At 65.8% G+C, this 26,149-nt stretch carries 23 protein-coding genes; 9 read left to right on the plus strand and 14 right to left on the minus strand.

What is annotated here, in order from left to right:
- Window positions 1–11: 11 nt before the first annotated feature.
- The 3 genes from WDO72_04355 to WDO72_04365 are packed head-to-tail and all read right to left on the minus strand — an operon-like array spanning window position 12 to window position 4,459.
- Window positions 12–2,030 carry an acetyl/propionyl/methylcrotonyl-CoA carboxylase subunit alpha gene (locus WDO72_04355; GenBank protein ID MEJ0084885.1) on the minus strand — a complete coding sequence of 673 codons (2,019 nt, stop codon included), beginning with the start codon at window positions 2,028–2,030 and terminating at the stop codon, window positions 12–14.
- 8 nt (window positions 2,031–2,038) lie between these two features.
- Window positions 2,039–2,830, minus strand: coding sequence for an enoyl-CoA hydratase-related protein (locus WDO72_04360; protein ID MEJ0084886.1), 792 nt, complete (start codon window positions 2,828–2,830; stop codon window positions 2,039–2,041).
- Window positions 2,831–2,836: 6 nt separating this feature from the next.
- Window positions 2,837–4,459, minus strand: coding sequence for a carboxyl transferase domain-containing protein (locus WDO72_04365; GenBank protein MEJ0084887.1), 1,623 nt, complete (start codon window positions 4,457–4,459; stop codon window positions 2,837–2,839).
- A gap of 72 nt (window positions 4,460–4,531) precedes the next feature.
- On the opposite strand from WDO72_04365, the gene WDO72_04370 reads away from it, so the two are divergent.
- Genes WDO72_04370 through WDO72_04380 form a run of 3 tightly spaced genes read left to right on the plus strand, consistent with a single transcriptional unit; the run spans window position 4,532 to window position 8,012 of the window.
- The gene (locus WDO72_04370) at window positions 4,532–5,704 is read left to right on the plus strand and encodes an isovaleryl-CoA dehydrogenase (GenBank protein MEJ0084888.1); all 1,173 of its coding nucleotides are present in this window, start codon (window positions 4,532–4,534) and stop codon (window positions 5,702–5,704) included.
- Window positions 5,701–6,450: a GntR family transcriptional regulator gene (locus WDO72_04375; protein MEJ0084889.1), complete on the plus strand. Its 750-nt coding sequence runs from the start codon at window positions 5,701–5,703 to the stop codon at window positions 6,448–6,450. Before WDO72_04370 ends, WDO72_04375 begins: the two co-directional genes overlap by 4 nt.
- A 59-nt stretch (window positions 6,451–6,509) precedes the next feature.
- Complete coding sequence (locus WDO72_04380) at window positions 6,510–8,012, plus strand: Gfo/Idh/MocA family oxidoreductase (protein MEJ0084890.1); 1,503 nt, start codon at window positions 6,510–6,512, stop codon at window positions 8,010–8,012.
- A gap of 8 nt (window positions 8,013–8,020) precedes the next feature.
- Here the strand turns inward: WDO72_04380 and WDO72_04385 are convergent, their stop codons facing one another.
- Window positions 8,021–8,590 (minus strand): outer membrane beta-barrel protein, encoded by a 570-nt coding sequence (locus WDO72_04385; protein MEJ0084891.1) that lies wholly within the window; start codon window positions 8,588–8,590, stop codon window positions 8,021–8,023.
- A gap of 289 nt (window positions 8,591–8,879) precedes the next feature.
- On the opposite strand from WDO72_04385, the gene WDO72_04390 reads away from it, so the two are divergent.
- Genes WDO72_04390 through WDO72_04400 form a run of 3 tightly spaced genes read left to right on the plus strand, consistent with a single transcriptional unit; the run spans window position 8,880 to window position 11,929 of the window.
- A complete protein-coding gene (locus tag WDO72_04390) occupies window positions 8,880–9,371 on the plus strand; it encodes a hypothetical protein (GenBank protein MEJ0084892.1) in 492 nt (163 codons plus the stop codon).
- Between the two features lie 53 nt (window positions 9,372–9,424).
- Complete coding sequence (locus tag WDO72_04395) at window positions 9,425–10,579, plus strand: aromatic ring-hydroxylating dioxygenase subunit alpha (GenBank protein MEJ0084893.1); 1,155 nt, start codon at window positions 9,425–9,427, stop codon at window positions 10,577–10,579.
- Window positions 10,580–10,585: 6 nt separating this feature from the next.
- Window positions 10,586–11,929 (plus strand): amino acid permease, encoded by a 1,344-nt coding sequence (locus tag WDO72_04400; protein MEJ0084894.1) that lies wholly within the window; start codon window positions 10,586–10,588, stop codon window positions 11,927–11,929.
- A gap of 6 nt (window positions 11,930–11,935) precedes the next feature.
- Here the strand turns inward: WDO72_04400 and fghA are convergent, their stop codons facing one another.
- The 3 genes from fghA to WDO72_04415 are packed head-to-tail and all read right to left on the minus strand — an operon-like array spanning window position 11,936 to window position 14,514.
- Window positions 11,936–12,778, minus strand: a complete 843-nt coding sequence (gene fghA, locus WDO72_04405; GenBank protein ID MEJ0084895.1) for an S-formylglutathione hydrolase — start codon at window positions 12,776–12,778, stop codon at window positions 11,936–11,938.
- Window positions 12,778–13,359, minus strand: coding sequence for an S-(hydroxymethyl)glutathione synthase (gene gfa, locus WDO72_04410; protein ID MEJ0084896.1), 582 nt, complete (start codon window positions 13,357–13,359; stop codon window positions 12,778–12,780). Before gfa ends, fghA begins: the two co-directional genes overlap by 1 nt.
- A 45-nt stretch (window positions 13,360–13,404) precedes the next feature.
- Entirely contained in the window at window positions 13,405–14,514 is a 1,110-nt protein-coding gene (locus WDO72_04415) for an S-(hydroxymethyl)glutathione dehydrogenase/class III alcohol dehydrogenase (GenBank protein ID MEJ0084897.1), read from the minus strand.
- Between the two features lie 247 nt (window positions 14,515–14,761).
- Between WDO72_04415 and WDO72_04420 the strand changes: the two genes are divergently transcribed.
- Together WDO72_04420 and WDO72_04425 are read left to right on the plus strand one after the other, a co-directional pair.
- Window positions 14,762–15,259 carry a GNAT family N-acetyltransferase gene (locus WDO72_04420; GenBank protein MEJ0084898.1) on the plus strand — a complete coding sequence of 166 codons (498 nt, stop codon included), beginning with the start codon at window positions 14,762–14,764 and terminating at the stop codon, window positions 15,257–15,259.
- A complete protein-coding gene (locus tag WDO72_04425) occupies window positions 15,256–16,029 on the plus strand; it encodes a class I SAM-dependent methyltransferase (protein ID MEJ0084899.1) in 774 nt (257 codons plus the stop codon). Before WDO72_04420 ends, WDO72_04425 begins: the two co-directional genes overlap by 4 nt.
- On the opposite strand, the gene edd is transcribed toward WDO72_04425, so the two are convergent.
- The 3 genes from edd to glk are packed head-to-tail and all read right to left on the minus strand — an operon-like array spanning window position 16,026 to window position 20,340.
- The gene (gene edd, locus WDO72_04430; protein MEJ0084900.1) at window positions 16,026–17,843 is read right to left on the minus strand and encodes a phosphogluconate dehydratase; all 1,818 of its coding nucleotides are present in this window, start codon (window positions 17,841–17,843) and stop codon (window positions 16,026–16,028) included. The genes WDO72_04425 and edd overlap by 4 nt on opposite strands.
- Before the next feature lie 2 nt (window positions 17,844–17,845).
- Window positions 17,846–19,306, minus strand: coding sequence for a glucose-6-phosphate dehydrogenase (gene zwf / locus WDO72_04435; protein MEJ0084901.1), 1,461 nt, complete (start codon window positions 19,304–19,306; stop codon window positions 17,846–17,848).
- A complete protein-coding gene (glk, locus tag WDO72_04440) occupies window positions 19,303–20,340 on the minus strand; it encodes a glucokinase (GenBank protein ID MEJ0084902.1) in 1,038 nt (345 codons plus the stop codon). Before glk ends, zwf begins: the two co-directional genes overlap by 4 nt.
- A 164-nt stretch (window positions 20,341–20,504) precedes the next feature.
- Between glk and WDO72_04445 the strand changes: the two genes are divergently transcribed.
- Window positions 20,505–21,521: a LacI family DNA-binding transcriptional regulator gene (locus WDO72_04445; protein MEJ0084903.1), complete on the plus strand. Its 1,017-nt coding sequence runs from the start codon at window positions 20,505–20,507 to the stop codon at window positions 21,519–21,521.
- A 9-nt stretch (window positions 21,522–21,530) separates the two neighbouring features.
- On the opposite strand, the gene WDO72_04450 is transcribed toward WDO72_04445, so the two are convergent.
- Genes WDO72_04450 through WDO72_04465 form a run of 4 tightly spaced genes read right to left on the minus strand, consistent with a single transcriptional unit; the run spans window position 21,531 to window position 26,147 of the window.
- Window positions 21,531–22,670 (minus strand): AGE family epimerase/isomerase, encoded by a 1,140-nt coding sequence (locus WDO72_04450; GenBank protein MEJ0084904.1) that lies wholly within the window; start codon window positions 22,668–22,670, stop codon window positions 21,531–21,533.
- A gap of 13 nt (window positions 22,671–22,683) precedes the next feature.
- Window positions 22,684–23,964 (minus strand): sugar MFS transporter, encoded by a 1,281-nt coding sequence (locus WDO72_04455; GenBank protein MEJ0084905.1) that lies wholly within the window; start codon window positions 23,962–23,964, stop codon window positions 22,684–22,686.
- 42 nt (window positions 23,965–24,006) lie between these two features.
- The gene (locus WDO72_04460; GenBank protein ID MEJ0084906.1) at window positions 24,007–25,206 is read right to left on the minus strand and encodes an ROK family transcriptional regulator; all 1,200 of its coding nucleotides are present in this window, start codon (window positions 25,204–25,206) and stop codon (window positions 24,007–24,009) included.
- A complete protein-coding gene (locus WDO72_04465; protein ID MEJ0084907.1) occupies window positions 25,203–26,147 on the minus strand; it encodes an ROK family protein in 945 nt (314 codons plus the stop codon). Before WDO72_04465 ends, WDO72_04460 begins: the two co-directional genes overlap by 4 nt.
- Window positions 26,148–26,149 lie beyond the last annotated feature (2 nt).

Here is a 26,149-nt window from a genome sequence, read left to right on the forward strand (position 1 = left end):
AGCAAACTACCTTAATGCGCGGAGACCTGTGAGACTGAAGCCGGCGCACCGCCGCTGCGGGCTTGCGGATCCGCGAGAGTCAGCAGTTCGGCGCCCTCTTTCACCTGCTCGCCGACCTTGCACAGAATGCGCATCACCGTGCCCGGCGCCGGCGCCTTCACGGTGTGTTCCATCTTCATGGCTTCCATGACGATCAAGGGCGCTCCGCGAGCGACCTGGTCATCTTCCTGCACGAGGATCGCGATCACCCGTCCCGGCATCGGCGCGGTCAGGCCACCGTGACGATCGGCCACCTCCGCCGGCGGTAGATAGGGATCGCGCCATCCGAACACGTGGTGAATGCCGGACAGGAACAGGTGAACGGTGTTGCCGAGTACTCGCACCCGGGTGTCTATCTGCTGGCCGTCCACGTTCGCATGCAGCGCGCCCGAATCGAGAGTACCGGACAGCACGGCGGTGTCCTTGCCGGTCTCGACCACGATGGATTCATCCATGAACGACAGGCCGCAATCGATCGCCGTGTCGCCACTGCGGAATTTCCAGCGCCGCCTTCCGGCCGCCGCGAGGCGCCAGCCGCGCTGATCGCTCCATGGCGAGGAATCGGGCGCGATGCGCTGCGCGAGTACGAACGCCAGCACGGCCAGCTTCCACGCCAGCAGCGGCACGGGCGCGGGTGGCGGAAACAGGTGTACGCGCTCGCGTTCGATCAGCGCCGTGTCGAGCCGGGCTTGCGAGAACGAGGGCGCGCTCATGAGTCGTCCGAGGAACTCGATATTCGTCGCGACGCCGACGACTTCGTATTGCACGAGCGCAGCGCGCATGCGCGCGATGGCTTCCGCGCGGGTCGCGCCGTGCACGATGAGCTTGGCGATCATCGGGTCGTAGTAAGGCGTGATTTCATCGCCCTGGCGCACACCGGTATCGATCCGGACGTCGGCGGACGACGCGGGCGTCACGAGGTGCGTCAATGTACCGATCGACGGCAGAAACTCGCGCCCGGGGTCTTCGGCGTACACACGCGCCTCGATCGCGTGACCCGTGAGCGAAAGCTCGGCCTGTTTCAGCGGCAGCGGCTCGCCCGCAGCCACGCGCAGCTGCCACTCGACCAGGTCGAGGCCGGTGACCATCTCGGTGACGGGATGCTCCACCTGCAGGCGCGTGTTCATCTCCATGAAAAAGAACTCGCCATCGGGCGCGACGATGAACTCCACGGTGCCCGCTCCGGAATAGTCGACGGCGCGCGCCGCAGCGGCGGCCGCCTCGCCCATGCGGCGTCGTCGTTCGGCCGTCATGCCGGGCGCGGGCGCCTCTTCGACTACCTTCTGGTGCCGGCGCTGCACTGAGCAATCCCGCTCGAATAGATAGACGGCGTTGCCGTGCCGGTCGCCGAACACCTGCACTTCGATGTGGCGCGCGGGGTCCACGTATTTCTCGACCAGCACGCGGTCGTCCTTGAAGCTGGCCGCCGCCTCGCGCCGGCAACTGGCGAGCGCCGCGGAAAAGTCCGCGGCCGCGTCGACGCGCCGCATGCCTTTCCCGCCGCCACCCGCCACGGCCTTGATGAGCACCGGGAATCCGATGCGCTCGGCCTGCGCTTGCAGATAGTCCGGTTCCTGCCGCTCCCCGTGGTACCCGGGCGTGAGCGGCACTCCTGCCTTTTCCATCAGCGACTTCGCGGAGGATTTCGAGCCCATCGCGGCGATCGCCTGTGCGGAGGGGCCGATGAATGCGACACCCGCGCGCGCGCAAGCGGCAGCGAACTCTGCGTTCTCCGAAAGGAAACCGTACCCCGGGTGGATAGCCTCGGCGCCGGTGCGCCGCGCGGCCTCGACGATCGCCTCGCCGCGCAGGTAGCTGTCCTGCGGCAGCGGGCCGCCGATGGGGACGGCCTCGTCGCAGGCCGCGACGTGCGCCGAATGGGCATCGGCGTCGGAATAGATCGCGACCGTGCGAACTCCGAGGCGGCGCGCGGTACGCGCAATGCGGCAGGCGATCTCGCCGCGATTCGCGATCAGGATCCTGGAAAACACCGGTTGAGCTACTTCGCGGGGACCCAGGAGGGCGCACGTTTCTCGAGAAACGCAGCGATGCCTTCCCGGCCCTCGGGCGATACCCGCGCGTCCGCAATGCACTTGGCCGTGGCCGCCAGCAGCACGTCGTCCAGTGGCGCCTCGACGACATCGGCTAACAACCGCTTCGTCGCCGCCAGCGCGGCGGGACTGGCCGAGAGCAGCGCGTTCGCCTGCCGCTCGACGTGCGCCTCGAGTGCCGCGTGTTCGGTGACCTCGTGGACGAGCCCCAGCGCCTGCGCCTGCGCAGCAGTGAATTTCTCGGCGGTGAGCATGTAGCGCGCGGCCTGGCGCGCGCCCATCGCGCGGACCAGGTGCGGCGAAATCGTGGCCGCGACGATCCCCAGCTTCACTTCCGACAGGCCGAAGTTCGCGTTGTCCGCGGCAATGACGAGATCGCAGGCCGCGGCCAGCCCGACGCCGCCGCCATAGGCATCACCCTGCACGCACGCGATCACCGGCTTCGAGCAGGCGTGAACCGCGTTGAACATGCGCGCCACCTTGAGCGCGTCGTTGTGATTGTCGGCGTGGCTGAAGCCGGCCATCGCGCGCATCCAGTTGAGATCCGCGCCGGCGCAGAAGGCCGGGCCGCGCGCCGCCACGACCACCACGCGCGTGTCCGCGGCGGCTTCGATCGCGGCGAACGCGGCTGCCATCTCGGCGATCAACACGTCGTTGAACGCATTGCGCACCTGCGGGCGGCTGAGCCACAACCAGCGCACCGCGCCGCGCTGTTCGATCTCGAGGGTTTTATCGGTCATCGGTGCTTACATCCTGAAGACGCCGAACCGCGTCTCCGGGATCGGCTGTTGATTGGCTATGGCGAGCCCCAGTGCCAGGCACATCCGCGTATCCACCGGATCGATCACGCCGTCGTCCCAGAGCCGCGCGGTAGCGTAGTACGGATTGCCCTGTTCCTCGTACTGGGCGCGAATCGGCGCCTTGAACGCATCTTCCTCGCCGGCGCTCCAGGCGCCGCCCTTGGCTTCGATGGAATCGCGCCGCACCGTCGCTAGCACGTTCGCCGCCTGCTCGCCGCCCATGACGCCGATGCGCGAATTGGGCCAGGTCCACAGGAAACGCGGCGCGTAGGCGCGACCGCACATGCCGTAATTTCCCGCGCCGAAACTGCCGCCCACGATGACGGTGAATTTCGGCACGCGCGCGCAGGCCACCGCCATCACCATCTTGGCGCCGTGGCGGGCGATGCCTTCGTTCTCATATTTTTTTCCGACCATGAAGCCGGTGATGTTCTGCAGGAACACCAGCGGGATCTTGCGCTGGCAGCACAGCTCGATGAAATGCGCGCCCTTTTGCGCGGACTCGGAGAACAGGATGCCGTTGTTGGCGAGGATGCCGACCGGCATGCCGTGAATGCGCGCGAATCCGGTGACCAGCGTGGTGCCGAAATACGCCTTCCACTCGTCGAGCTCGCTGCCGTCGACGATGCGCGCGATGATCTCGCGCACATCGAATGGCTTGCGCGCATCGGCCGACACGATGCCGTACAGCTCTTCGGGCGGATAGAGAGGGTGCCGGGTGGGGAAAGTGGGGAGAACGCGCGGCGCGTTCTCCCCACTTTCCCCACCCGGCACCCTCGCCACGATCCCGCGCGCGATTCCGAGTGCATGGCTGTCGTTTTCGGCCAGGTGGTCGACCACGCCCGAGATCTTCGCGTGGACTTCGCCGCCACCGAGTTCCTCGGCGCTAACTACCTCGCCGGTGGCTGCCTTCACCAGCGGCGGCCCGCCGAGGAAGATGGTGCCCTGGTTGCGCACGATGATGGATTCATCGCTCATCGCGGGCACGTAGGCGCCGCCGGCGGTGCAGGAACCCATGACCACCGCGATCTGCGGGATGCCGGCGGCAGACATGTTGGCCTGGTTGTAGAAGATGCGGCCGAAATGATCCGCATCGGGGAACACTTCGTCCTGGCTCGGCAGGTGCGCGCCGCCCGAATCGACCAGGTAGACACACGGCAGCCGGTTCTCCTCGGCCACGCGCTGGGCGCGCAGGTGCTTCTTGATCGTGATCGGGTAGTAGGTACCACCCTTGACGGTCGCATCGTTGCAGACGATCACGCATTGACGGCCGGCGATGCGGCCGATGCCGGTGATGATGCCGGCGCCCGGCGACTCGTCGCCGTACATGCCGAAGGCGGCGAGCGGCGAGAGCTCGAGGAACGGAGTGCCCGGATCGAGCAGCATCTCGACCCGATCGCGGGGCAGCAATTTCCCGCGCGCCACGTGTTTGGCGCGAGCCGCTTCGCCGCCCCCCGCGCCGACCTGCGCCTGCCGTGCCCGCAATTGCGCCACCAGGCCACGCAAGGCCGCCTCATTGGCCGCGAATTCCGCGCTTTTCCTATCGACTTTGGATTCGAGCACCGGCATGATTGTCGGACAATAGTACAACCGTACAATCAAAGGCAAGCGACGTGGGTACGATTTCATGAGCGAACTTTCATGAGTATTTTTGACCGCTGCGATTTCGATTTCGGACTCGGCGAAGTCATCGACGAGGTGCGCAGCCACGCGCGCCGCTTCGCGCGCGAACGCATCGCGCCGCGCGCGGAGGAAATCGACCGCAGCAATGAATTCCCGCGCGACCTCTGGCCGGCCATGGGCGAGGCCGGCCTGCTGGGCATCACCATCCCCGAGCGCTGGGGCGGCGCCAACCTTGGTTACCTCGCCCACATCGTCGTGATGGAAGAGATCTCGCGCGCTTCCGGCTCGGTGGGCCTGTCGTACGGCGCGCACTCCAATCTGTGCATGAACCAGATCGCCCTGAACGCCACCGATGCGCAGCGCGACCGCTATCTACCGAAACTGGTCTCGGGCGAACACGTCGGCGCCCTGGCGATGTCCGAGCCCGGCGCCGGGTCGGACGTCGTCAGCATGCAGCTGAAAGCAGAGCAACGCGGCGACGCCTACGCCCTCACCGGCCGCAAGATGTGGATCACCAACGGCCCGGATGCCGAGGTGCTGGTCGTGTATGCCAGGACCGATGCCGCCGCCGGCGCGCGTGGCATCACGGCGTTCATCGTCGAGAAAGGTCAGCCGGGATTTTCGACCGCGCAGAAGCTCGACAAACTCGGCATGCGCGGCTCGTCCACCTGCGAACTGGTGTTCGAGAACTGCGTGGTCTCCGCTGCAAACGTGCTCGGCGAGTTGAACGGCGGCGTCCGCGTATTGATGAAGGGGCTTGACTACGAACGCGCCGTGCTCGGTGGTGGGCCGCTCGGTTTGATGGCCGCAGCGCTCGATCTCGTGCTGCCCTACATCCATGAGCGCAAACAGTTCGGCCAGCCCGTCGGCACGTTCGAATTGATGCAGGCGAAGGTCGCCGACATGTACGCCACGCTCAATGCCGCGCGCGCGTATTCGTATGCCATCGGCCGCGCCTGCGACGCCGGGCGGTGCTCGCGCCAGGACGCCGCCGCCGCCATCCTGTTCGGCGCCGAGGCGGCCACGCAGAACTGCCTGCAGGCCATCCAGGCGCTTGGCGGCAACGGCTACATCAACGATTACGCCGCGGGGCGTCTGTTACGCGACGCCAAGCTCTATGAAATCGGCGCGGGCACGCAGGAAATCCGCCGCATGCTGATCGGCCGCGAGATCTACGAGGCAACCTCGTGAATACGCGCAGCACTGCCCGGCGCCAAACTACCGTGCCCCAGGCGGAATTCGCGCCCATCCGCGTCGAAAGCGCCTCTCGCAAGGTGGCCGCCGCCCTGCTCGAGCGCATCACGGCGCGCACCATCAATGCCGGCGAACGCCTGCCGCCGGAAATCGAACTGGCGCGGCAATTCGGCGTACATCGCGGCACCGTGCGCGAGGCACTACGCGAGCTCGAGACCAGCGGCGTCCTGAAACGCGAGCGCGGCTCGAAGCTCATGATGGTCACCCGTCCTGCGCGCGTCGACGTCGCGGCCGGCGTGAGCCGCGCGCTGGCGCTGCACGATGTGAGCTACCACGACATCTGGGAGGCGCTCACCGCGTTCGAGCCGCCGATCGCCGCCGCCGCCGCCCGGCAACGCAAACCCAAGGATCTGACCCGCATCGAAACCATCGTCGCCGCCGGCGCCACGGTGGAACAGACCGCAGATTTCTTCCGCGCGGTCGGCGAAGCCACCCACAATGGCGTGTTCATGCTCGCGCATGAGCCGCTCGTGCAGATGCTCGTGCCCTCCCTGGCCACGCTGATCGAGCGGGTGCCGCAGGCCGCGAGCCGCATCGAAGCCGCGCAGAAGCGGATTTCCACCGCGATTCGCGCGCGCGACAGCGAAGACGCCTCCGACTGGATGGCCAAACATATCCGCGACTTCCGCCGCGGCTTCGAAGTGGCCGGCATTGCGCTCGAACAACCTGTCGACTCCGGCTGACTGACCCGCCCCCGCGGCTTGTGGAACAATCGGCGCTCATTTCACGACGGGGGTCGATCATGAGTTCACGCCGCCTGTTTCTGGGCCAGGCCGCGGCCACCGCGGCGGTCTTCACGATCGTGCCCCGGCACGTGCTCGGCGGTCCACGCCACATCGCACCCAGTGACCGCGTGAACATCGCCGGTGTCGGTGTCGGCGGCATGGGCCGCGCCAACATGCAGGCGCTGTCCGGCATGAATCTCGTCGCGATGTGCGACGTGGACTGGGCGTTCGTCGACACGCGTTACGCCGACATTCCAAAGCAGATGGAAAATGCGAAGCAGCGCCTCGACAAGGCGACAGACGCCGCCGAAAAGGAGCGCGCGCAGCAGCAGATAGCACAGTGGCAACAACTGCAGGAAAAGTGGCCGAAGACGAAGCGTTATACCGACTACCGCGAGATGCTGGCGAAACAGAAAAACATCGACGCCGTCGTGGTCGCCACTCCCGATCACATGCACTCGCATATCGCGCTGGCCGCGATGGACCTCGGCAAACATGTGTACGTGCAGAAGCCGCTCGCCTGGTCGGTGGACGAATGCCGCCGGCTCTCGCAGAAGGCCACCGCCACCAAACTGCAGACGCAGATGGGCAACCAGGGGCATTCCTCCGACGATGCGCGCGTCGTGAACGAATACATCCAGTCCGGCGCCATCGGCACCGTGACCGAAGTGCACGTGTGGACCAATCGCCCGCTCGCCTATTGGCCGCAGGGCATTCCGCGCCCGGCCCCGCTGCCGGCAAATGCGAAGGATCTGCCGTGGAACATGAACGGCGTGATGACGCGCGCCGCCGGCTCGTTCGGCAGCTTCGCGCCGCCCGACAAACTCGCCTGGGACCTGTTCCTCGGCTGCTCGCGCCAGATCGACTATCACCCTATCTACCACCCGTTCAACTGGCGCGGCTGGACGGACTGGGGCGTCGGCGCCATCGGCGACATGGGCGCGCACCTGATCGACTCCGCGTTCTGGTCGCTCGACCTCGACATGCCGACCAGCATCGAGACGACGTCGACGCCTTACAACCACGACACCTATCCCATGGCGTCGACGACCTACTACGAGTTCGCCGCCAAGGGCGCGCGGCCCGCGGTGAAGATGACGTGGTACGACGGCGGCCTCACGCCGCCGAAGCCGGTCGAGATGGGAGCGGAAGAGCTAAACAAGGGCGGCGGCGTGCTCTACATCGGCACCAAGGGCAAACTCTTGCACGACACGTATGGTTTCAACCCGCGGCTGTTGCCCAAGTCGCTGCACGAGAGCACCGGCAAGCCGAGAGAAACGTACCCGCGCATAAAGACCAGCCACGAGATGAACTGGATCGACGCGATCCGCGGCACGCAGAAAACCACGAGCCCATTCGAGTATTCGGCCAGACTCACCGAGATCATGTTGTTAGGCGTGGCCGCGCTCAACGCCGGCAAGAAGATCGACTACGACGGCGCAAACATGAAGATCACCAACGTGCCGGACTCGGATGCGTTGCTCAAGCGCAAGTACCGTGTTGGATGGGAGCCGGGCTGACCGGCCCGTCAGAACTGGAACCGCACCATGAATTCGCCGGTGCGCGAATGCCCGAACTCCTGGTCGACATCCTTGAAATTGACGCCCAGCGACATCGCCGAATTCACCTCGCGCATCAGGCCAACTTCCCAGAAATTGTCCCAGCCGTCGACCTCGTAGTGCCGCACGCCCGCGTTGTCGAGCAACACGCGATGGTCGGAGGCCAGTTCCCAGCGCCCGCGGCCCACGCGCGGCGTGAGGTGCCAGCCCTCCGCGAAATTCATCTGCCAGCCGATGGCGCCGTAGGTCTGCGTGAGCCGGTAGTCCCCGTGCTCGTCGAAGATGTCCGCATGAATCGCGTTCGACCTGCCGGCTTCGATCACCAGCCCGAACGGCGCGTGATATCCGACGGTGGCGCCTATCTGCGCTGAATCGACACGGACGGTTTCCGCCTCATCGGACACGCGGCCCGCGTCGATGCGCAAGTGTGTGTAGCCCGCGAATGGCGTGATGTACATTTTTCCGCGCTCGTCCGCATGGGCGGCCGATGCGCCGAGTGTCGCTGCGACCGCCACGACTAACCACTGCGATTTCCCCATCTCGTTCTCCTCTCGCGTCGAAGGCGCGGGCGGCCGGACCATAGCCGCGGCTTCCCGCCCTAACAACCCTGCGCGACCGGTATCGGATTCCGGTACCGCGCGGCCAACGGCATGCGCCCTTGCGCGGGAATTTTCGCTTCGGGTCCCGGTATCGATCACCCGCGGTACGCACCGAACCGCAGCTGGCGGGCTTTGCATAACGCCTCACGAGCATCCGCTGCCAGGCAAACGGGCCTGCCTCCGGGGAATCCCTGAGCTATGCTACCCACCGGTCTTTCGAGCGGACGACATGGAATCTCCAGAGCTGTTGCGACTGCGCGCCGCCATCATTCGCGACCCGGCCAACGCCGAGCTTCGCTACCTGCTCGGCGCGGAGCTCGCGCAGCGGCGCGAGTACCCAGAGGCCGTGGTGCAGATGCGTACCGCCCTCGATATCGACCCGAAGCTGCACTTTGCGCGACTGCAGCTCGGTCTGCTCTATCTCACGATGGCGCAGCCGGGCGATTCCCTGGCCACCTGGGCGCCGCTCGAAGAGCTCGAAGAAACGGCGGCATTGAAGGCTTTCAAACGCGGGCTCGAAGCCCTCATCCGCGACGATTTTTCAGCCTGCATCGGCTTCCTGCAGAGGGGCATTGCACTGAATACGCAAAATGCCCCTCTCAATCACGACATGTCGCAGCTCATCGATAAAGTGCGGGACGGCAGCGTGATCGCGGAACCCCAGCCGCCGCCGCGAGCCGATTTCTCCCCGTATGGCGAACCCTCGCATACCAAGCACTGACGGCCGGTTGCCGGCGCTGTTGCGCCGCACGCGCAGTCTTGTTATCAAGCTGCATGACCGAATCCCAGCCTGACGACTTCTCGCTGCCGTCGTGGGCCTACACCGATGCCGAGTTTCTCGCGCTCGAGCGCGAGCGGGTGTTCCGGCCTTCCTGGCAGATCATTTGCCACGTTTCCGAGATCCCCAAGCCCGGCGACTACCAGTGTTTCGACTTCATCGGCGAAATGCTGTTCGCGCTGCGCGGCAACGATGGCGAGGTGCGCGCATTCCACAATGTCTGCCGGCATCGCGCGTCGCGCCTGCTCGATGGCCCGCGCGGCCACTGCACACGCCGCATCGTCTGTCCCTACCACGCCTGGTCCTATGACCTCGAAGGCCACCTGTCCTCGGTCGGCAATCGCAATGCGTTCCCGCATCTCGACATCGCGCGCGAAGCGCTGGTGCCGGTCGAAATGGAGATCTGGTCCGGCTTCGTGTTCGCGCGCGTCCAGGGCGGGGGGCCCAGCGTCGCCCACATGATGGCGCCGTACGCGGAGGAGATCGGGCCTCACAAGTTCGAAGACCTTCAGCCGGTCGGCCGCGTCACCCTGCGCCCGCGCAAAGTGAACTGGAAAAACGTCGGCGACAATTATTCCGACGGGCTGCACATCCCGGTCGCGCATCCAGGGCTCACGAGGTTGTTTGGCGCTACCTATCGCGTGGAAGCGCGCGAGTGGATCGACCGGATGTCCGGCGAGATTTCGGACAATCCATCGCGCAACTGGTCCGAGCGCATGTATCAGAAGTACCTGCCCACCGCCGAAAACCTGCCGGCGGACCGGCAACGCAGCTGGGTGTACTTCAAGCTGTGGCCCAACTTCGCGTTCGACGTGTATCCCGACCAGGTCGACATCATGCAATGGCTGCCGGTGTCGCCCACCGAGACGCTGATCCGCGAGATCGGTTACGCGCGCCCGGACGCGCGCCGCGAAATGCGCGTGGCGCGCTACTGCAACTGGCGCATCAATCGCCAGGTGAATGAAGAAGACCGCGTGCTCATCGAGCGCGTACAGTCCGGCATGGCTTCGGGAAGTTATCGGGTCGGTCCGCTCGCCCATGGCGAAGTCTGTTTGCGCAGCTTCGGCCGGCGCCTGCGCACGTTGATCCCGGAATGTAACGACCCGGCGCCGCCATCGGCGGGCTGGTCGCGTATCGCCGCGCGAAGCTGACGCGGAGTGGCCGGTCACCGCAAACTAGGACCGCTCCTCGCAACAGTCGTCGTCGCCGGCAACATGATCGGCTCCGGCATCTTCCTGCTCCCGGCCACGCTGGCCACCGTCGGCAGCGTCACGCTCATCGGCTGGCTGGCCGCATCGCTCGGCGCGGTCGCCCTGGCATTGATGTTCGGCAAACTGGCGCGCCGCCAGCCCATGGCGGGCGGGCCCGCAAGCTACGTGTTCGATGCCTTCGGACCCTTTGCCGGCATGCAGGTCAGCCTGTGGTACTGGACGTCCTGCCTCATCGGCAACGTCGCGATCGCGGCCGCCGCGTCGGGTTATCTCAGCGCGTTTCTCGGGCTCGACGCCGGGCCCGCGTTGATGGCGTTCATCACCATCACGCTGCTGTGGCTGGCGACGGCCGTCAACATGGTGAGCCCGCGTTTCGCGGGGCTCTTCAACGGCCCGCTGCTGCTCGCGGGACTCGTGCCGCTGCTGCTGATCGGGACGGTCGGGTGGTTCATGTTCGACGCGGCGCAGTTCCGCGCGAACTGGAATGTCAGCGGCCTCTCGGACCTGGCGGCCGTGAAGCAATCGCTGGTGCTCGTGTTCTGGGCCTATCTAGGGCTCGAGAGTGCATCGGTAGCCGCGGCGGTGGTCGAGAACCCCGAACGCAATGTGGCCATCGCGACCGTCGCCGGCGTCTTGCTCGCCGCCGTCGTCTACATGACGGTCAGCGCTGCGATGATGGGGCTCGCGCCGGCCAGCGATCTGGCGAATTCGTCGGCGCCTTTCGCACTCGTTGCCGGCAAGATCTTCGGGCCGGTGGCGGGCCCGCTAGTCGCGGCCGCCGGCATGCTCAAGGCGCTCGGCACGCTCGCGGGCTGGCTGTTGCTGACCGCGCAGACGAGCCGCGCCGCCGCGGATCATGGCTTGCTGCCAGAGATTTTCGCGCGCACGCGCGCCGGCGACACCCCGGTCGCCGGGCTCATGACCGCGGGCCTGGTGGGAACGGCGGGCGTCTTCATGACGATCTCGCCTACTCTCGGCCAGCAGTTCGGCCTGTTGAGCGAAGCGGCGACGATCTTCTGCCTGCTGATGTATCTCGCCAGCTGCGCGGCGGCGCTCAAGTATCGCCTGCCGGGCGCCTATGTCCTGACCGCGATCGGCGGCGCGTTCTGCATCTGCGCGATCGCGTGGTCCAGCGTCGCATCGCTCAAGGCGACGGCGGTGTGCCTGGTGGTGCTGGCGCTGTTCTATCTACCGGCGATGCGGCGCAAGTACCTGCTGCCCGATGCGGCCGTCCGTACCGGCGAGTTCGAGAAGTTGCGCGACCGTCACGACGATCTGCCCACGCGCTGACCGCGCTCAGCGACTCAGCCGCGCCGCGTGCCAATCCAGGTGCGACGCGATGAAGCTCTGGATGAAGAAATAGCCGTGGTCGTAGCCTTCCCGCATCTGCAGGCTGATCTGCTGCCCCGCGGCCTTGCAGGCCGCCACCAGCAAGTCCGGCTTGAGCTGGTCGGCGAGAAACTTGTCGGCTGAACCCTGATCGACGAGCACGCCGGTCGGAAACTTGTGCCCAGCCTTCACGAGCTCCGTGGCGTCGTACTGCGACCAGTCCGCGCGATACGCGCCGAGATACCCCGTGAATGCCTTCATGCCCCAAGGACTTTGAATCGGCGCGGCAATGGGCGCGAATGCGGACACTGATTTGTACCGCTCGGGATTCTTGAGCGCGATGGTGAGCGCGCCGTGGCCGCCCATGGAGTGACCCATGATTCCGCTGCGGGCCGGATCCGCCTTGAAGCTGGCGGCGATGATGCTGGGCAGCTCGTCGACGACGTAGCTGTACATGCGGTAGTGATCGGTCCAGGGCGCTTGCGTGGCGTTGAGGTAGAAGGCGGCGGCGACGCCAAAGTCCCAGGATTCACGATCCCCAGGCAGCGCCACGCGCGGGCTCGTATCGGGCGCGACCAGCATGATTCCCAGGCGAGCCGCGTGCTCGAGCGCACCGGCCTTCGTCACGAAGGTTTCCTCGGTGCAGGTCAGACCCGCCAGGTAGTAAAGCACCGGGACGCGGCCGTTCGCGGCTTGCGGCGGTGAATACACCGCGAACCGCATGTCGGCATTGTTGGCCTGCGAGCGGTGCTGGTAGTACCCCAGCACGCCGCCATGGCAGGCGTGCTGGGAAATCGTTGCCAGTAGCATCAGGTTTTGAGAGTGCCCTTCTGCTTGGCAGCGTGCGTGGCGAGGGCGTCCATGAGAGCAGGCGAAAGACAGTCGTACGGCGCCAGCCGCAGCTTCTTGAGACGATCGCGGATCTTGGTCATTTCCTTAGGCTTCGCCGCACCCGCCTCGATGACAGATGACACGAACGCCGCGAATTCGGGCTTCGCCCAGCCTTTTTCCTTGGACAGCTCAACGTGCACGAAGTCGAGTCCGTAAAACGCGTGCCCGGTGTTCTCGATGCGCCCGTACATGTGCACTCCGCAGCCGGAGCACGCATGCCGCACGATCGTGGCGCTCGCGTCGACCACCTGGAGTTTCTGCTCGTTCGAAGTCACGGCGAGGTTGTCTTTGCCAACCACGGCGACCACCGAGAACTTCGCCCCGGCCGGCTTCCAGCACTTCGTGCAACCGCAGGCGTGGTTGTGCGCGACGTTGCCCTTGATGGAGACGGTAACCGGCTCGGCAGCGCAGTGGCAGGTGAGCGTCCCGCCCTTGAACTTCTTCGCGCCCGCCTTGAGACCCTTGTCGATCGATGGATGGAGCTTGACGGCCATGAGCATTCCCTCGTGTTGTTAGTGGTGCCGGGGTGCAATTGTCGTAATTAGCTAGAAAGTGATGACCGAGCGAATCGACTCGCCCTTGTGCATCAGGTCAAACGCGTCGTTGATCTGGTCGAGCGGCATCACGTGCGTGATGAGATCGTCGATGTTGATCTTCTTGTCCATGTACCAGTCGACGATCTTCGGCACGTCGGTACGGCCGCGCGCGCCACCGAACGCCGTGCCTTTCCACACGCGGCCCGTCACGAGCTGGAACGGACGCGTCTTGATCTCCTGGCCCGAGCCCGCCACGCCGATGATGACCGACACGCCCCAGCCGCGATGGCAGCACTCGAGCGCCTGGCGCATGAGATCGACATGGCCGACACACTCGAAGCTGTAATCCGCGCCACCGTCGGTGAGCGCAACCAGGTAGGGCACGAGGTCGCCCTGCACTTCCTTCGGGTTGACGAAATGCGTCATGCCGAACTTCTCGGCCATGGCCTTGCGGCCGGGATTGATGTCGACGCCGATGATCTTGTTCGCGCCCGCCATGCGCGCACCCTGGATCACGTTGAGCCCGATGCCGCCCAGCCCGAACACCACCACATTCGCGCCCGGCTCGACCTTGGCGGTATTGATGACCGCGCCGATCCCCGTGGTCACGCCGCAGCCGATGTAGCAGATTTTCTCGAACGGCGCGTCCTCACGCACCTTCGCGAGCGCGATCTCGGGCAGCACGGTGAAGTTGGAGAACGTGCTGCACCCCATGTAGTGATGCACCTTCTCGTTGCCGATGCTGAACCGGCTGGTGCCGTCGGGCATCACGCCCTGGCCCTGGGTCGCGCGAATCGCCGTGCAGAGATTGGTCTTGTGCGAAGTGCAGGATTTGCACTGCCGGCATTCCGGCGTGTAGAGCGGAATGACGTGATCGCCTTTCTTGAGCGTGGTGACGCCGGGGCCCACGTCGACGACGACTCCCGCGCCTTCATGGCCGAACACCACCGGGAACAAACCCTCCGGATCGCCACCCGAGCGCGTGAATTCATCCGTATGACAGACGCCGGACGCCTTGATCTCGACCAGCACTTCGCCGGTCTTCGGACCCGCGAGATCGAGCGTGACAACTTCGAGAGGTTGGCCAGCTTTCCAGGCAATGGCAGCGCGCGTCTTCATCGTTATTCGTCCTGGCCCCGTGAGCGGGCGAGTTTACCGGAAAAGGGGACAGATCTATTTTTCGGCTAAATAGATCTGTCCCCTTTTTAAAGCCATCCACCAGGCTCGAGAAAGATGCGAGCCAACGCATTGGCGGGGCTCGAAAACGGTACTGCAGGCACGTTACCCGCGAGAAACGTCGGCACGAGCACGACGTGCAGCAGCAGAATTGAGTGACACATCGGGGCGGCCGGTATAGTCGCGCCCCATGCCGTCTCCGCACCTTCGCCGCCTCGCCACGCCGGCTGACCTCGCCGCGGTGCACTCGATCTACATGCATCCGGAAGTCGTGCCCCATCTCGGCATCGACCCGGTGTCCGTCGAGCAATTTGTGCCGTATTTCCAAGCGCTGGTCGCCTCCGGCAACTTTTACGTCGTGACGCGCGATGACCAGGTTCGCGGTTTCTATCGGCAAACACGCCACCAGGGGCGATCGAGCCATGGCGCGTTGTTGACGACACTCGCCATTTCGCCGTCAGAAAAAGGCACCGGGCTTGCCGCCGCGATGATGGAGGAAGCCATCGCGGCACTGCGCGCGCAAGGAGTGTTGCGCGTCGAGCTGACCCTCGAGGCCGACAATGCGCGAGCATTCGCGTTCTACCGGAAGCTCGGGTTTCAAGAGGAAGGCCGGCTGAGCAAGGCGTACAAACGCGCGGGCGAGCCGGACTATCTCGACGAAATCCTGATGGCGCGATGGCTGGCATGACCGAACTGCACCGCGCCGCGGCGAAAGGCTTCGCCCAGGGCGCAGAAACCTACGCGCGCGGCCGGCCGGATTTTCCGCCGGCAGCGCTCGAGTGGCTGACGGCCGATCTGCATCTCGGTCCCGGCAAGGTTGCCGTCGAGCTCGGCGCGGGCACCGGCAAGTTCACCCAGCTCCTGTCGCGGACGGGCGCGGACGTCACCGCGGTCGAACCCGTGGCAGAAATGCTCGATCTGCTCGCGGCCGCGCAGCCGGCGGTACGTGTGTTGCGCGCGAGCGCGCAATCGCTGCCGCTCGCCACGGCATCGGTGGACGCCGTGATCTGCGCGCAGTCGTTTCACTGGTTCGCGACGCCGGAAGCACTGACGGAGATTCGCCGCGTACTGAAACCGGGCGGCATGCTCGGCCTGATCTGGAACGTGCGTGATCGCTCCGTGGCCTGGGTCGAAGCGCTGACACACATCGTCGATCGCCACGAAGGCGACGCGCCGCGTTATGACGATGGCGAATGGCGCCGCATGTTTCCCGCGGCGGGCTTCGGGCCGCTGACCGAGAAAACCATCGCACACCAACACACCGGAAACCCCGAACACGTGATCGTGGATCGTGTCGCATCGGTGAGTTTCATCGCCGCGCTGGCGCCGTCCGTGCGAAACACCGTGCTCGAAGAAGTGCGCGCGCTGATCGCGTCGACGCCGGAGCTGGCGGGCCGCACGACCGTGGCCATGCCCTATGTCACGCGCGCGTACGGGTGCCGACGCACCGAAGACTAGAGGATCGAAGCGCCCTCGTCCGCCGGCGTCGCGCCTTCACGCAGCCGCGTGAACAACTCTCGGCCTACGCCATACGCGGTATCCATCACTTCAGGCTTGATCGCGGGACGCGCCGCGAGCGTCGCCGCATCCACCTGCGCTTCGAGCACGCCGGCCTGCGCATCCAGCCGGATGATGTCGCCATCGCGCAGCCGCGAGATCGGACCATCCGCGGCCGCCTCGGGTGTGAGATGAATCGCCGAGGGGACTTTGCCCGACGCGCCGGACATGCGGCCGTCGGTGACGATGGCCACGCGCCGGCCCTTGGCCATGAGACCCGACATCGCGGGAATCAGTTTGTGCAGCTCGGGCATGCCATTCGCACGCGGACCCTGCCCGCGCACGACGGCGATGAAATCGCCCTCGATGCCCGCCTTGAGCGCCGCGGCCAGCGCTTCCTGGCTTTCGAACACGCGCGCGGGCGCGGTGATCTCCCAGTACTTCGGATCCACGGCCGAGGTCTTGATGACCGACTTGCCGAGGTTGCCGCGCAGCAGTTTGAGACCGCCATCCGCGCTGAACGGGTTCGATGCGGGCCGCAGGATTTTCTCGTCGTGCGATTTGTCCGCGCCCGCGCGCCACACGAGTCTGCCGCCGTCGAGGAACGGCTCCTGCGCGAAGGCGCGCAGCCCCGGGCCCCACACGGTCATCACGTCCTGGTGCGCGAGCCCGGCTTCGATCAATTCCCGCACCACGAACGCCATGCCGCCGGCCGCGTGGAACTGGTTCACGTCGGCCTCGCCGTTCGGATACACGCGCGCCAGCAGCGGCGTCACATGCGAGATGTCGGCCATGTCCTCCCAGGTGATCGTGATGCCGCAGGCGCGCGCCATCGCCACGAGATGGATGACGTGGTTGGTCGAGCCGCCGGTCGCCATCAACCCGACGATGGCGTTGACGAACGAACGTTCGTCGACCACCTCGGCGAACGGTAGATAGTCCGTGCCGATCGCGCTGGTCGCCGCGGCGCGGCGCGTCGCGGCCACGGTCAACGCGTGCCGCAGCGGCGTGTTCGGATTCACGAACGCGGCGCCGGGCACGTGCAGGCCCATCATCTCCATCAGCATCTGGTTGGAGTTGGCGGTGCCGTAGAACGTGCAGGTGCCGGCGTTGTGATAGGAGTTCATCTCCGCGGAAAGCAATTCATCACGCGTGGCCAGGCCCTCGGCGTAACGCTGGCGCACCTCGGCCTTCTGCTTGTTGGCGATGTTGCCGGTGGGCATCGGCCCGCCCGGCACGAAGATGATGGGCAACTGCCCGAACGACGCTGCGCCGATGAACATGCCGGGCACGATCTTGTCGCAGATGCCTAACAACAACGCGGAGTCGAACGCCTCGTGCGACAACGCCACCGCGGTCGCGAGCGCGATCACGTCGCGGCTGAACAGTGACAGCTCCATGCCCGCGCGACCCTGCGTGACACCATCACACATGGCGGGCACGCCGCCGGCCACCTGCGCCGTCGCACCGGCCAGGCGCGCCGCGGCGCGGATCACTTCGGGATAGGTCTCGAACGGCTGGTGCGCCGACAACATGTCGTTGTACGAAGTGACCACGCCGATATTGGGAATCACCTGCTGCAGCCGCGGCTTGTCTTCACCGGAAGCCGCCAGGACGTGCGCGAGATTGGCGCAGGCCAGTTTGCCGCGCGCCGGTTCGATCAGTTTGCGCTTGCGTGTGCGCTCGAGATAGTCGCCGCGGGCGCCCGCGGAACGGCCGCCGATACGTTCAGTAACTTCTGCGACGACGGGATGGAGCTTCTGGATAGGCGACATCGTTATTCATACCAGCTATGGCCGTGCCGCTCGGTCAGAGCGATCGCGGCCGTGGGCCCCCAGGTGCCGGCAGGATACGGCTTCACCAGCTGACGCGTCGAGCGCCAGCTCGACTGGATGCCGTCGATCCAGTTCCACGCCGCCTCGACTTCGTCACGGCGCACGAACAGCGTGGTATTTCCCTTGAACGCGTCCAGCAACAGCCGCTCGTACGCAATACGTGTGCGGCCACCGCTCTCGTCCTTCGGCAAGGACAACTCGAGCGGCACTTCGCGCAGACGCACGCCTTCGAGCCCGGGTTGTTTGCTCAGGATCTCGAGTGTCACGCTTTCTTCCGGCTGCAGCTTGATGACGAGCCGGTTCGCCTGCAGGTTCGGTTCGTCCGCGGCGAAAATGTTGTGCGGCACGGTCTTGAACTGGATCGCGATATCGGTGCGGCGAGATTGCATGCGTTTGCCGGTGCGCAGGTAGAACGGCACGCCGGCCCAGCGCCAGTTGTCGATCTCGGCGCGCAGCGCGACGAACGTTTCCGTCTCGCTGTTGCCTTTCGAACCCTGCTCCTGGTTATAGCCGGGAACCGCGGCAGCGCCGGAACTTCCCGCCGTGTACTGGCCACGCACGGTGCTGGTACTGACGGTGGCCGCAGTGATCGGACGCAGGCTGCGAATGACCTTGGTCTTCTCGTTGCGCACTTCGTTCGCCTCGAACAGATGTGGCGGCTCCATCGCGACCAGCGCCACGAGCTGCAGCATGTGGTTCTGAACCATGTCGCGCAGCGCGCCAGACTCGTCGTAATACCCCGTGCGCCCTTCGAGGCCGACGGTTTCAGCCACCGTGATCTGCACGTTGTCGATGGACGACGCGTTCCACAAGGGTTCGAACAACGAGTTCGCGAAGCGCAACGCGAGCAGGTTCTGCACGGCCTCTTTGCCGAGGTAGTGGTCGATGCGGAAGATGCGGTCTTCGTGGAATACGCTGCCCACGGCCTCATTGATCGCCGTGCTCGAGGCGAGATCCGTGCCGATCGGCTTCTCGAGGATGACGCGGCAGTGCTCGCAGGCGAGCCCGGCGGCGGCGAGGCTCAGACAGGTCGGCCCGTAGAACTTGGGCGACGTCGCCATGAAATAGAGAATCTTGTTGCAGCCCGCGAGCGCCTTCTGCAGCGCTTCCGTGCCCTTCGCCGAGCCGTCGCCCGCTTCGAACGGCGCGTAACTGACCCGCGCCAGCAGGTCTGCGAGCGCGTCTTCCTTCAGGTACTCGGCCGGCACGTACTTGCGCAGCGCCGCTTCGACGACCTTGCGGAATTCGTCATTGGGGATCGCGTGGCGCGCAGATCCGACGAACGTGAGCGTGGGCGGCACCAGCTTCTCGCGGCACAAGTGGTAGAGCGACGGCCATACCATGCGCTGCGAAAGATCGCCGGTGGCACCAAAGAGGACGAATTTCTGGACTGATGTTTTCATGAGTTGAGCAGACGCGCCGCCCCCAGCAATTCCACATGCGGGTGGGCGATGGTTTCAAGTGGGATATTCCGCATTGCGGGCGTGAACCGGCCCTTGTATTCGAAGCCGGCGCGTACCCGGCGCTCGAGCACCGCCCGGTCGAAGTGCTGCAGCATGGCGCCGGAAATCAGTACGCCCTGCCATGCGCCCAGCGTCAACGCGAGATCGCCGGCGAACGAGCCTAACAACTCGCAGAACAGGCCCACGGCCTCGACACAGTTGGCATCGCTGCCGGTGGCGGCGCGCGTGGTGATCTCGGCGGCGGACAGCTCCGGCCCGTGCTGGCCCTGCGTTTCACACAACGCATGGTAAATGTTGGCGAGCCCGGCGCCGGACAACACGCGCTCGGCCGACACACGGCCGTACTTCTTGCGCAGCCAGCGCAGGACTTCGATGGATTTGTCGCTCGTGGGTGCGAAGGAAGCGTGACCGCCTTCGGTGGCGAGCACCGTGAACGCGCCGGCGTTGGCGATGACGCCACCGACACCGAGGCCCGTTCCCACTCCGAGGATGGCACAGACACCCTGGGCCATCGGCAAGCCCAGGCGATGCGGTCCGATGGGCGTGAGATCCGCGCGGCGCAGCGCACCGACGGCGTGACCCACGGCCTCGAAATCGTTGATGACGTGCAGGTCGTCGAAGCGTTGCGCTTCGCTCAAGGCGCGCGCCGAGAAACTCCAGGCGCTGTTGGTGAGCTGCACGCGATCCTGTTCGACGCGGCCCGCGACCGCCACCGCGGCGCGGCTCAGGCCCGCGGGGACACCCGGCGTGTCGTTGCGATAGTGCTGCGCGGCATCGGCGATGGATTCATGAGCGCGCACCGCGTAGCGACGTACGCAGTGCACGTTTACCGGCGTGCCCTCGGAGCCGCCGACCGCAATGCCGAAGCGGATGTGTGTGCCACCGACGTCGGCCACCAGGCCGAGCACCGCGGAGCGGTCGAAGAAGTCTCCGCCCTGCATGTCTGCGCCCGGAAGCGCCGTATTTCCTGTCACCAGATACTCCGCAAAGGCTGCAAAGATTGCGCCAACAAAGACAACGCTGTCAAACGACAACGGCGCGGATTCTAGCGGGTATTCAACCGAAACATGGTGCGCGTCTTGCACACGCGGAGGTGGTTTGACAACGCTGTCTGACAACAAGACAATTCCTCCCCGCCATGAGCCGCATAACCATTCACGATGTGTCGAAGGCCGCGGGCGTCTCCATCAAGACGGTTTCGCGAGTGCTCAACAGCGAGCCGAATGTCCGCAGCGAGACACGCGCGCGCGTTCTCAAGCTGGTCGAAGAGCTCAACTATCACCCCAGCCTCTCGGCGCGCAGTCTCGCCGGCCGCAGTTCCAATCTCATCGGCCTCATCTACCAGAACCCGAGCGCTAACTACGTCGTCGACCTGCAAAAGGGCGCGCTCGAGCGCTGCCACACGCGCGGTTATCGGCTGCTGGTGCATCCCTGCGAAGGCACCGATGTCTCGAGCGTGCGCGATCTCGCCGGCCTCGTGCTCGAATCGCATCTCGACGGCGTGGTGCTCGCGCCGCCGCTGTCGGATTCCACCGAGGTGCTGGCCGAGCTGCAGAAGCATCGCATCCGCTTCGTGCGTATCGCGCCGACCGTCGATCTCGACGCATATTCATGCGTGTTCATGAACGACGTCGCCGCCGCGCGCGAGATGACCGAGTACCTCATTGCGCTCGGCCACGAACGTATTGGCTTCATCAACGGCCCGCCGGGACATCCGGTGACCGAGCAGCGTTATCTCGGTTACACGCTGGCGCTGCGTTCGCACGGGCTCGACGTCGATCCGCAGCTGGTCGACCGCGGCGAATTCACTTTTGATTCAGGACTGGCTGCCGCGCGGCGCCTGTTGTCCCGCGCGACCCGGCCCACCGCGGTGTTCGCCAGCAACGACGACATGGCCGCCGGCACCATCATGGCGGCGCACGAAATGGGGTTGTCGATTCCGCAGCGTCTGTCGGTCGCCGGGTTCGACGACAGCTACGTCGCGCAGGTCATCTGGCCGCGCCTCACGACCGTGCACCAGCCGACCTACGAGATGGCACATCAGGCTGCGGACATGTTGTTCCGCTCGCTGGGGGACGAAGCGCCGCCGAAGAGCGTCGAGATTCCCTACCGGATGGTGTGCCGGGAATCGACCGGGCCGCGCCCGACAAACTGACCAGCGTCGTTATCCGGCGCGCGCGAGCGCGCTGATCTCCGCCACCGCGACGACCAGGTGATAGAAACTGCTGGTCGGCGCCGGCTCGTCGACGATGTTGCCGTGCACGTCGATCCGGTCGTACCACAGACCCGGGATCGGAGTGGCCAGGTATCGCTGCAGTGAATCCGCAGCGGACGCGGCGATCGCGAAATACTTCTCCTCACCCGTGAGGCGCGCGGCCAGTGCCGCTGCCTTGAGGCGCTCGGTCTGCGGCCAGAGGCGCGCGCTCGCGTCGTGCGGCGAGAAATCGTCGAGCACCTGCTGGTACGCGAGCCCGTTGCGCACGCCGTTTGCCTCGGTGACGTCGATGAGCTTGAACGCGGCGGCGCGCGCCTTCGCGTGTTTGTCGCCCGCCCAACGCAGCAGCAGCCAGGCCCATTCGAATTGATGTCCGGGCTCGACGATGCGGCCCGGCACACCTTCTGCGAACTGCCACTCGCTGTCGAAGAACTCGTGCAGGATGCCGTTGCGATCGAAGAAATGCGCCAGCGCAAACTCCGCGATCTCGTCAGCCAGCGGCTGCCACAGGCTGGTTTCGGACGCCACCTCGCAACCGGCGAGCGCGGCCTCGAACAGGTGCATGTGCGGGTTGGATTCCAGCGGCAGGCTGGTCGGGACGCCGTTCTCGAAGCCACCGGTCGCGCGTTTGGTGTGTGTCAACACGGCTTGCAGCAGGGCTTGCGCCTGCTGCTCGCGTTCGGCGCGCCAGTCGCCAAGCGTCGCGCCGAGATTGAACGCGAGCAGGCCGAATGCCTGGTCGTAGGTGATCGCACGATCGTCGGCGACCGAACCATCGGCGTTGATCAGCGTGCGGAACAAGCCGTCCGGACGCTGGTAACGCGCGATCCAGAAGTCGAGCCCATGCTTCACCAGCGCGGCCGCATCGCCGCGCCAGCCCATCGAGGGCGCCATCGCGAAGCAGTACGCCTGGCGTGGCTGCACACGCGAGCGGCGCCGTTCGGCGAGCGGCAGGCCGTTCTGCTGCAACCGCTCGTAGTACCCGCCCGCCGGATCCACCCCGCGCGTCGACCAGAGTGGATAGGCCGCATCGAGCAGCCAGCTGCACAGCTGGCTGTGTTGTGCCTGAATGCGCGCCTTGTCGTCCATGCCGGTTTTCCTCTCAGTGACCCGCGGCGGCGGCCGCGGTGCCGTGTACGTATGTCTTCGCACTGCTCGAGGCGATCGCGAAGACGACGATGATCGCGTATGCCACGGCCGGGAGGAAGTAGGCGGTATGCAGTCCGGCGGCGTCGGCAATCATGCCGTAGGCGAACGGCAGGATGGCGCCGCCGACGATGGCGAGGCACAACAATCCGGACGTGGCCGCCGGCGATGCGGTCGAGCGTTCGAGTGTCGAGGTGAAGATCACCGGGAACATGATCGAATTGAAGAGACCGATCGACAACGCCAGGTACGCCGCGGTCGCGCCGTGCAGCTGCGTCACCGCGAGGCACAATGTCGCGGCGCCGAGCGCAAACAATGCGAGCAGCCATGGCGCGCGCTGCTTCACGAGGAACAGCAGGCCGCTGCCGATGAGCCGGCCGACCATCGCGCCGCCCCAGTAGAAGCTCACCATTTTCCCGGCTTGTTCGAGCGGAATGTTCAGCATGTCCGGCTCGGCCAGGAAATTCGTCATCGCGCTGCCGATCGATACTTCGGCGCCGACGTACAGGAAGATCGCGCCTGCACCGAACACGGCCCAGGGCGATTTGAGCGCGGTTGCGATCGACGGCGCCTGGCCTTCGTCCACCGGCTTTGCGACGTCGAGCAGCCGGCGGAACACGAAGATGAAGATCGCGAGCAGCACCAGAGCGCCTGCGATCGCAAAGAACACCGTGTCGATCCTGCGGAACGATTCGTCACGTAGTTCCGCCGTGACTTCAGCGCCGTGTGTCACCGCGAAGATACCGCCCGCGAGGATCACGCCCGAAACGAGCTGCGGCGCGAGCCAGGTGCCGAACGAATTGAACGTCTGCGAGAACGTGAGCCGGAAATGCGAGCGTTCCGGCGCCCCGAGCGCCGCGGCCAGCGGATTGGCCACCACCTGCAGGATCGTGATGCCGCCCGCGATGATGAAAAGCGCGACCAGCACCAGCACGTAAGTTTCGAAGTAGGTCGCGGCCGGTATCACCAGGCAACCGGCGACCATCACGCCCAGCGCGCAGATGATCGACTTGCTGTTGCCGAGCCGCGCGATCAGCGCGGCGGCCGGCAACGACACGATGAAATAGGCCATGAAGAACGCGAACTGCGTGAGCATCGCCTCGGCGTAGCTGAGTTTGAAGATGGTCTTCAGCGCGGCGATCAATGGATCGATGGAAACGGTGATGAAACCCCACATGAAGAACAATGTGGTCACCGTCGCAAAACCCGCCCGCATGCTTTTGTAGTTAGAGTTCATCGGAGCCCCTCGGAGTGGAATCGTGTCTGTGGAAACGGTACTTCAATGCGCCGCGACTTTCATGAGCGCGGAGCGTGTCGGCAGCAGCCGGTGGCTGAACGGCAGGATCGCGGCGCCGACCGCCGGTGCGTCGTCGGACAACGCGGCGCGCGCCACGGGCGCGATGACCGGCACCGTGGCGGCATGGGCCGCGAGCCGTTGATTGAGGCGCGTGGCGATCTGGTCGACGATGCCGGCCGGCAGGCGGCCGCCGATCAGCACCGCTTCGGGATTCACCAGGCAATTGATCGCTAGCACGGTCTCGAGCAGCGTGTCGACGGCGATCTCGACCCACGCATTGATGATGACCTGGCCTTTTTCGTCGAGGCCGGTGAGCTCATGCGGCGCCGCCACCTTGATGCCCTGCGCGCCGAGTCGGCTGTACAACGCCGACACGGACACGATGTTCTGGATCTGGCGTTCGAGCCCCGAGGCATCGCGGCCGCGCAACATGCCGAGCTCGCCGCTGCGGCCATTCGCGCCGCGGAAATGATTGCCGTCGATCACCAGGCTGCCGCCGAGCGCCGCGGTGATCAGGATATAAAAGAATGTCTGGTACTTCTTGCCGAGGCCGAACTGCATCTCGCCCATGGCCGCCGCCGCCGCGTCGTTCTCGACGAACACCGGCACCGGCAGCGTCTCTGCCAGCAGCGCGACCACGTCGGTCGAAGCCCAGACGCCGTAGTTCTCGGGCTGTTGCGGCAGCGCCGCCTTGGGCATGTCGTCGGGCAACGCAACACCGACACCGATCAGCCGGTCGCTTTCGATGCCGACCTTGGCCAGTAGTTTGCCCACGCTCTTGTCGAAGAACTGCCGGACATCCTTCGGCAGCGCGAAATTCTGTTCGCACGACGCGCGCGCGCGCACCCGGCCTTCGAAATCCAGCACCACCATCGTGATGTGGTCGCGATCGACATTGAGCCCGATGGAGAACCAGCTGTCGGGATTGATGACGAGTTTGGTGGCGGGCTGGCCGCGGCCGCCGCGCCGCCGGCCGGCATCCTGGATGAGCTGCTCGTTGAGCAAACGCCGAGTGATGTTCGCGATGGCGGGTGCGGTGAGCCCGGTGATCCTGGCGAGCTCCGTGCGGGTGATCGGCCCGTTGACGCGGATCGCATGCAGCGTGACGCGTTGATTGTGATCGCCGGCGCGTTCGAGGTTCGTCCCCGACAGCCGCAGGTGCTTGCCGGAGCGTTCGCTCATCGCGTGGCCGCGCTGGCGACGGGAGTGTTGATCACCCGGGCCTCGGCATCGGCTGCGAGCGCGAGCGCACCGAGCGGGCCGGCCATCGTGCCGAGCCCCGGCGGAACGATGAACTGCGCCAGCCCCTGTCCGAGCTCGGGCGCCTCGACATAACCGTTGAGGCTGCGCTTGAGCTCCTCGCGGATGCGCTCGAACAGATGCGACTGCCCCGCCATCACGCCGCCGCCGAGAAAAATGCGCGTCGGCGCTGTGGTCAGCACCATGGTGTGCAACAACTGGGCGAGTCCGTGCGTCACGAACTCCCAGGCCGGATGATCGGCCGGCAGTTGTGAGGCCGACATGCCGGCGCGTGCTTCGATGGCGGGGCCGGACGCCAGGCCTTCGATGCAATCGCCGTGGTACGGGCAGACACCCGCGAAGGTATCGCCGGGCTTGCGCACCACGCGGATGTGTCCGAGCTCGGTGTGGTTCATGCCGAACACCGAGCGGCCGCGCACGATGGAGCCGACGCCGATTCCCGTGCCCACCGTGACGTAGGCGAAGTCGTCGAGACCCTGGGCCGCGCCCCAGCGCCCTTCCGCGAGCGCCGCGCCATTGACGTCCGTATCGAAACCCATCGGCACGCCCGCGTGCCGCGTGAGCCGCTGCGCAACGTCGGTATCCCGCCAGCCGGCCTTGGAGGTCGACGTGATGAAGCCGTATTTAGCGGAACCCGGCCGCAGATCGACCGGGCCGAACGAAGCGATGCCGATGGCGCCCGGCGGCGCATATTGCGCACGCCAGCGATCGAGCACCGCTTCTATCTGCCACAGCGTCTCCTCGGGTTCACCGGTCGAGAGCCGCTCCAGGGCGCGCACGTCGTCGGGCCCGGTGCCGAGGATGCATACACATTTGGTGCCGCCCAACTCGACGCCGGCAAGTAGTTTGGTCGAAATTTGCAAGG

This window comes from Pseudomonadota bacterium (assembly GCA_037200975.1).
In the GTDB taxonomy this organism is placed as follows: Bacteria; Pseudomonadota; Gammaproteobacteria; order Steroidobacterales; family Steroidobacteraceae; genus CADEED01.